Source organism: Streptomyces sp. NPDC088745, from assembly GCF_044751045.1.
GTDB lineage: Bacteria > Actinomycetota > Actinomycetes > Streptomycetales > Streptomycetaceae > Streptomyces > Streptomyces cremeus.
In genome coordinates this window covers 1-6,394 of the sequence record NZ_JBIVLB010000031.1, presented here as the reverse complement: position 1 = coordinate 6,394, position 6,394 = coordinate 1, and the positions used below count along the sequence as shown (strand labels likewise).

The 6,394-nt window shown below is 64.9% G+C and carries 6 protein-coding genes and 2 pseudogenes; 4 read left to right on the top strand and 4 right to left on the bottom strand.

The genetic code is table 11. The features are described 5' to 3' along the window. Positions 1-258: 258 nt before the first annotated feature. Positions 259-1,091, top strand: a protein-coding gene (locus ACIP93_RS37640) for an IS5 family transposase (RefSeq protein WP_401766975.1) whose coding sequence is annotated in 2 segments (ribosomal slippage) — positions 259-616 and positions 616-1,091 — 834 coding nt in all. Because the reading frame shifts where the segments join, the coding sequence is not laid out codon by codon here. 68 nt (positions 1,092-1,159) lie between these two features. Here the strand turns inward: ACIP93_RS37640 and ACIP93_RS37635 are convergent. Then, a complete protein-coding gene (locus ACIP93_RS37635) occupies positions 1,160-1,636 on the bottom strand; it encodes a hypothetical protein (RefSeq protein WP_401766973.1) in 477 nt (158 codons plus the stop codon). A 173-nt stretch (positions 1,637-1,809) separates the two neighbouring features. Here ACIP93_RS37635 and ACIP93_RS37630 point away from each other — a divergent pair, with 173 nt between their 5' ends. Beyond that, the gene (locus ACIP93_RS37630; protein ID WP_401766970.1) at positions 1,810-2,373 is read left to right on the top strand and encodes a hypothetical protein; all 564 of its coding nucleotides are present in this window, start codon (positions 1,810-1,812) and stop codon (positions 2,371-2,373) included. Positions 2,374-2,399: 26 nt separating this feature from the next. Here ACIP93_RS37630 and ACIP93_RS37625 read toward each other — a convergent pair. Beyond that, positions 2,400-2,642, bottom strand: a pseudogene (locus ACIP93_RS37625) (IS110 family transposase); the annotation flags it as partial. Positions 2,643-2,867: 225 nt separating this feature from the next. On the opposite strand from ACIP93_RS37625, the gene ACIP93_RS37620 reads away from it, so the two are divergent. Continuing rightward, entirely contained in the window at positions 2,868-3,737 is an 870-nt protein-coding gene (locus tag ACIP93_RS37620) for a hypothetical protein (RefSeq protein WP_401766969.1), read from the top strand. 284 nt (positions 3,738-4,021) lie between these two features. Here the strand turns inward: ACIP93_RS37620 and ACIP93_RS37615 are convergent, their stop codons facing one another. Both ACIP93_RS37615 and ACIP93_RS37610 read right to left on the bottom strand, forming a co-directional pair. Further along, entirely contained in the window at positions 4,022-4,273 is a 252-nt protein-coding gene (locus ACIP93_RS37615) for a hypothetical protein (RefSeq protein ID WP_401766966.1), read from the bottom strand. Between the two features lie 284 nt (positions 4,274-4,557). Further along, a complete protein-coding gene (locus ACIP93_RS37610; RefSeq protein ID WP_401766963.1) occupies positions 4,558-4,752 on the bottom strand; it encodes a hypothetical protein in 195 nt (64 codons plus the stop codon). 1,495 nt (positions 4,753-6,247) lie between these two features. Between ACIP93_RS37610 and ACIP93_RS37605 the strand changes: the two are divergent. Beyond that, positions 6,248-6,394: pseudogene (locus tag ACIP93_RS37605) on the top strand (IS5/IS1182 family transposase); the annotation flags it as partial.

The following is a 6,394-nucleotide window of genomic DNA, read 5'->3' as shown; positions in this document are numbered from 1 at the left end:
CCGCAGGAGGAGGTCTTCACCGTCTCCGGCGACGCCGCCGGGGCCGCGGCACGGATCGACGCGCTGCGGGAGTCGGGCGCCGACACCGTCGTCCTGCGGTTCGTCGGCGCCGAGCCGCTGCGGCAGCTGGAAGCGGTCCTGGAGACCGCCCGGCGCTGAACCGCCCTGCGCCGACACACAGATCAGCGGGCTCACCTCGCTCCGCACCGGCTTCGCCGTAGACGTAACGGCCCTAGGGCGTGTCTGACAATTGATCTTGTGGCTGGTCGAGGTGAACTGACGGAAGCAGCGTGGGCGCGAATACAGTCGCTGCTCCCCGTAACGGATGGACGGGGTCGGCCTTGGCGGGATCACCGTCAGGTCATCGACGGGGTGTTGTGGCGGCTGCGTACCGGCGCTCCGTGGCGGGATCTGCCGGAACGATACGGTCCTTGGCAGACGGTCTATGAGCGGTTCGCCCGCTGGGAGGCGGACGGCACCTGGGCCAGGCTGCTGGAGCACGTCCAGGTCCGTGATGATGCGGTGGGCAAGGTTGAGTGGGCAATTTCGGTGGACTCCACAGTCAACCGTGCTCATCAGCACGCGGCCGGCGCCCGCAAAAAGGGGAGTCCGGCAAGGACAAACTGGAAGATCCGCAACGCTCGGCGGCGCGGCAGGCCCCCGGCCGGTCCCGAGGCGGCCTGACCACCAAGGTTCATCTCGCGGCCGACGGGCGGGGCCTGCCCCTATCCGTCGTTCTGACACCCGGCAACGTCAACGACTCCACAGTGTTCGACACGGTCCTGGACGGTATTCGCGTGCCCAGGGCAGGGACAGGAAGGCCCAGGCGCAGGCCCGATCGCGTCTTGGCGGACAAGGCGTACTCCTCCCGCGCCATCCGAGTCGGCCTCAGACGCCGCGGGATCAAGGCCACCATCCCAGAACGTGCCGACCAGGTCAGCAACCGACGGCGACGAGGCAGCCAGGGCGGGCGCCGTCCAGCCTTCGAGCCGGAGGCATACAAGCACCGGAACGTTGTCGAACGCTGTTTCGCCCGACTCAAGCAATTCCGCGCAGTCGCAACCCGGTTCGACAAACTCGCCACCCGTTAAATGGCGGGATTGCACCTGAGCTCGCTCATCCTCTGGCTCCGCGAAACCACACCGTGATCAAGGGTTAACTACCTGGGTCGGTCCACGAAAGCCATCCCGGGGATCCTCAGTACGTCGAGTCTCGACATGAGCCGAGTCTCTTCCTGTGCGGAGACTGCAATCCACAGGGCTGTTCCCGTGTCGTTGGCGCTGAAGAGCGGCCGTTCCTGACGCCATGCCTCGGCATGGATTGAGTAAGGAGCCAACGCCAGCATTACATCGAACTGTGCGTCGTCCTGGACATCGACTTCGATCCCCATCCCGGGATCGCTCTTCGTCGAACGGCAGCCATCGACCAAAGCACCCTCCGCCATCGACAAGACCAGCTCGTAGGCGGGTACGACCTCCTTCGGCCAGGCTTCATCGCTGTAGGCGTCCACGTGAGCGGTCTCGATGCTGTCCCGCAGGACAAGAAGTGCTTCACGATGCGCGTGCACCACGTCTGCAGCATCCAGGCCACTTTGAAGAAACAGCTCGCGACGTGCGCCATCGTCATTACTAATCATGCGGCCGAGCTTCTCACCCGCGGTACCCCCTCGGTATCGCGGGGTTACAGCTATTTGTCAGACACGCCCTAGTGCTCTGACCGCATAGACACCTCAGGGTCCTAACGCGTCAAGCTGAGGCCCGCAGTCCGGTGTGTAGCCTGTCGATCTGTTCGAACGGGATGGGGGTGGTCGTGAAGACGCTGGTGGAGGAGGCCGTCGCAGAGGCACTGCGTGGCGGGGACGGTGGCAGGATCCGCTTGTATGTCGCCGCCTGCACCGAGCGCATGGCGCCGCTGTTCGTGGGCCTGCGGGCGGGCACTCCTGGGCGGGAAGCCGATCTGGACTTCTATGTGGAGTCCGTGCGTGATCTTTGGTATCCCGACCGGCCGCTCGCCGACGCCGCCGAGCGCGTGCGCCTGCTGGAGCGGTTCCCGGAACTCCATCCGACCGAGGAGGGGATCACGGATGTCGCCGACACCTACGCCTTCTTCGCCGCTCTCTGCCTGCGGTATGCCCTGCTGGCTCACGGTTCGGGAAGCGCTGATGACGCGCTTCCCTGCGGGCATGCGGCGCTCACCGCCATGGGCATGCTCGACCAGAATGTGCCAGGGGCCTCCTTCCTCGGCGAGGAACAACGGCTCCAGTCCCTCTTGCTACTCGGTGACGCCTCAGGTCTGTGGGACGCGAGCGTCGCGGCAGGGCGCGAGAGGTTCCGTGCTGTGTCAGGCCGCTTGATCCGCCAGGCGCGCACCTGATCGCTGCTGGCGAGATCGACCTCTCGCTATGCGGCCGCTGTGCCCACCTCGTCGGGCGGAGATGGGAAGGCGAGCGCCTCGTCGAAGCGCTCGTCCTGCTGGAGGCAGTGGTAGAGCTGCCCGGTCATGCGATTGAAGAGGTTGCGCTGGGCAGCGGCGTGGTTGTCGCGTCGTCGCCGGTAGTGGGCTTTGGCACCGGGCGAGGCGGTGATCGCGGAGAACGCCCAGAGGTAGCCAGCGTGGTTGAGACGGTCGTTCTTCACCCAGCGGGCGGCCAGAACGTTGGGGTGGCGGGCGTTGGCGTTGCACCAGCGCAGGTATCGGTGCAGCTCACGGGTCTGGACCGTGTGGTTCGGATGGGTTGAGTTGGCGAGAGTGAACTGCATCCCCCAGGTTCCCTGCCTGTCCGTATGACGACACAGTTCCTCCGCCTACCGGACTGGGGTGAGGTCGGGTTAACTGGTCCGATGTCGCCATCTCCGGAGCAGCCGCGCGTGAACCTGGTTGAAATCGTCAGGGGCCTGCTGGACAGTCACCGTCAGGAGCCCCGGGTGCAGCCAACGGTCCTTCGGCTTCCCGAGGAGACGGGCAGGGAGGAGTTGGCCGGGCTCAGGACCGTGCTGGGGCAGTGGTCGGGCCGCCCTCGGAACCTGGCCATGGACCGATTCGTAGACCCGACTGTGACCGAAGAGCGGGGTCTTGCACTCCTGGAGCCTTTCGGCGACGAACTCGTGGAGATGGCCGGCTGGGGATATCGAGCCCACTGGATCGGCCTGGGCCGGATCGCCACCGGCAATGGCGCCAGCCGTCGGCCGGTCGTGGTCGTCGCGGACCGCCCGGACCCCGCCTGGGCCGGACTCCCCGAATCGAGCACCTGGGTCGAGAGGCTGTGCTCGATCACCGGCTGGAAGCCCAGGGAACTTCCCTGTATCGACTGGCAGGCAGCAGAGTCTGCCCTGGGAACCCCCCTGCCGCAGGAGTACAAAGAGGTCGTCGACGCGTTCGGCCCCGGCAGCTTCGACGGATACGTCGGCCTTCTCATCCCGAACAACAAGAGCTTGGACCTCATCAACTGGTCCAAGAAAACCCCCGCCGACCGGTTCGCCCCACACACGACGTTCCCAGCGCCGCAGGGACTCCTCCAATGGGGCAGCTCCGAGCATGAGATCGAACTCGTCTGGCAGACCGGCGCAGCCGACCCGTCCGACTGGCCTGTACTCGTCCGAGATGACTTCACCAGCGAGTGGAGGCAGTTCAACTGCGGCGTGGGCGAATTCCTTGCCCGGCTGCTCACCGATGTCGGTCTCGGCTTCCCTCCGAGCTACCTCCTGGACGGGCACTCCTTCGAAAGCTGGGACCACTGACCACGTCGGTCGCCGGTTGCAGGCACCAGGCAGTCAGCCTCAGAGCGGCGGTGGGATTCTGGTCCCAGCTCAGCTTCGTTTTCCGGTTAGGCATCGAACGCGGTCGAGCACGGTGAGTGCCGAGAGTGGACGACGACGGTTTCAGGCGAGGCACCGGCCTCAAAAGGGCCTGCATGCAGCCACGACGCATGGAGTGTCCGGTAATCCCAATGGACCGAAAAACGTCCAATTCATTGGCCAGGCACGGCCACCAGGGGCGTTCGACCTCATTGTGTTAGCGGTTCTTAGAGATTCACCACCAAGAAGACCTGAGAAATATCGCCAGCAATTTCCGCCACCACGACCTTTTTACTGGTTTCCGGTCCATCTTTCGGAATGGGAATCGTGGCACCGAACAAAGCGCCTGAGGTTGGAATTTCCCAACCCGATTCCCGCATCTCATGGGAAATGATCGGATTCCATCCCTTCGTCAGGTCCGCACTGGAGCCGCCTAGTGCGGTCAGCCACGGACGGATGGCAGAGTCAGGAACGCGCATGCGCACGTAGAGAGTGCCACCACTTCGAGGAAGGACCTCTCGGTAGTGACAGTCATGTGGACCCCCAGGCAGCGATATGCCGTACTTCCGAAGGAGAGCAGCTGATGGGGATCCGACACGTTCCGGAGAGATGGTGGTTGTCTCCACTCGGGCGGTGGAGCCATCGCCCGTCACGCCTGAGCCGGCACCCGCCGGAGCATTTTGGGTCCCGCACCCAGCCGTCAAGATCATCAGCGCCGCAGTCAGTCCTGCGGCAAGGCCGACGCGGTGCCCAGACTGTGTGGTCACTGCATGCCGCCCTTCATGGTTGCCGAGCCGTACACGTCGAAGTCCCGGGCCATTCCGGCGGTACGGAGGTGCGCGACCTCCGCCTGCTGCCCATCGAGGTCGACCCAGAGGGAGCTCTGTTTCAGGTCGTTGCGCTTCTCGCTCGGGATGCCCCAGTCGTACCGCTTGCGCACCTGGACGGTGTAGGTCATCCCCTGCTTCCGCAGACTGGTTCCGCTTACCCTGTACTGGAAGTTATTCAGGGCGTAATACCAATCTAGGCTCGACCGCATCCTCCTCGTCAGCCCGATTTTTCTACCAACCTGAGTTGAAGACGGATTTTCCGCCAATCCTGGCTCCCCCCAGTTACTTTGCATAGAGCCAACCCCTCCCCCCCGTACCGAATGACCCTCCCTGCCGCGCATCAGTCCGTGCATGAGGCCGGCCCCGCACGGCCCGGGGCACTTCCGCGCCACTGACTGCGAGAGAACGTATGCTCATGATCGTTGCTGCGCCCGGCAGCAACGATCATGAAGGGGGAAGCCCATGACGCGTATCGACCCGAACTGGGACCTGCACCACGACATCGACTGGGGTTGCCGCCCCCTTGACAGCGACTGGGGCCTGTCCGCGGACATTCACGCGGGCTGACAGCTGGAACGCCTCACCGGCCTGGCGCCGCAGGTGCGGCGCCAGGCCGGTGAGGCGCGGCTCTTTCGTCGCACCTTGCGTGGTCTCGCCGCACTGTGCGGGTCCCTAGGGGCGGGGTCACTGCCGTCGGGGCTGGACCCTCTCGGCAGCCCATCCGCCGGGCTGGTGGCGTGCGGTCTCGCGGTTGTGGCACGACGTGCACAGCGGACGCAGATGCTCGAACGCATCCGGATTCACCACGCGCCGCGCGAGCAACTGCCGTCGCGACTCGGGGAAGTGGTCCGCCACCGTCGCAGTGCGCGAGCAGAGCACGCACCACGGATGCGCGTACAGGTACCGCTTGCGGATCAGCGGCCAACGCCGGCCGTACGCGCTCGTCCCCGGCGTCACCCGCTGCGCATTCGCTTCCTTCTCATGAGCGGGGCAGCGTCCGCCCGTGGTCAGCTCGGGGCACCCCGGGACAGAGCACGGGGGGCGGGGTTTTCGGGGCAGGGGGCACCTCCTTGAGGGGGGCGATAGCTGCGACGTCTGAATCAGCGCGATACCGGCCAGGTGCCGACGCACCACTTTTGGGGCTGGAACAGGGCGTTGTAGGGGGAAGACCTCGCCTATCGGGACTTCGGCCATCGTGTGGCGGAGCGCGAATACCTCTTACGAAGTCACGCAACAGCGCCCGACATGAGCAGCAAGGGGCAGGCACTCAAATGGAACTAGGTCAATGCCCAACGTCTCGCCCAGGACAAAACGGCGAACTCATCCGCACTTTGTCCAACAGCGTTTGAAAGACGTCTCCTTGGCATGACGCTCTAGCCTTGTACTCATAACCAGCGGCCCCCCGGAGCCCAGAAAGAGGACACCCCTCATGAGTCACAGATCAGACACCGTCGCCGCACCACCAGCGTTCGAACTCCGCTTCGGCGGGCTCCACTTGACCGTTCAGCGTGTACCCGTGTGGCTCGTCTCGCTCGTCACCACAGCGGGCAGTATCGGGGCCGCATGGTGGACACAGCAGTAAGACGGTGTCCTATTTGGGGGTGCTGGGTATCCCTGTTCAACATGGGCCCGAGAACGTGGAGTTGGATTGTTCCGGATGGGTTGTGGGAGATCACGAAGCCCCTCGTCCCGCCGTCGAGGGTGCGGCCGCAGGGTGGCGGAACGCAGGACACGCCTGATGAGACGCTCTTTGCGGCGATCATCTACGTG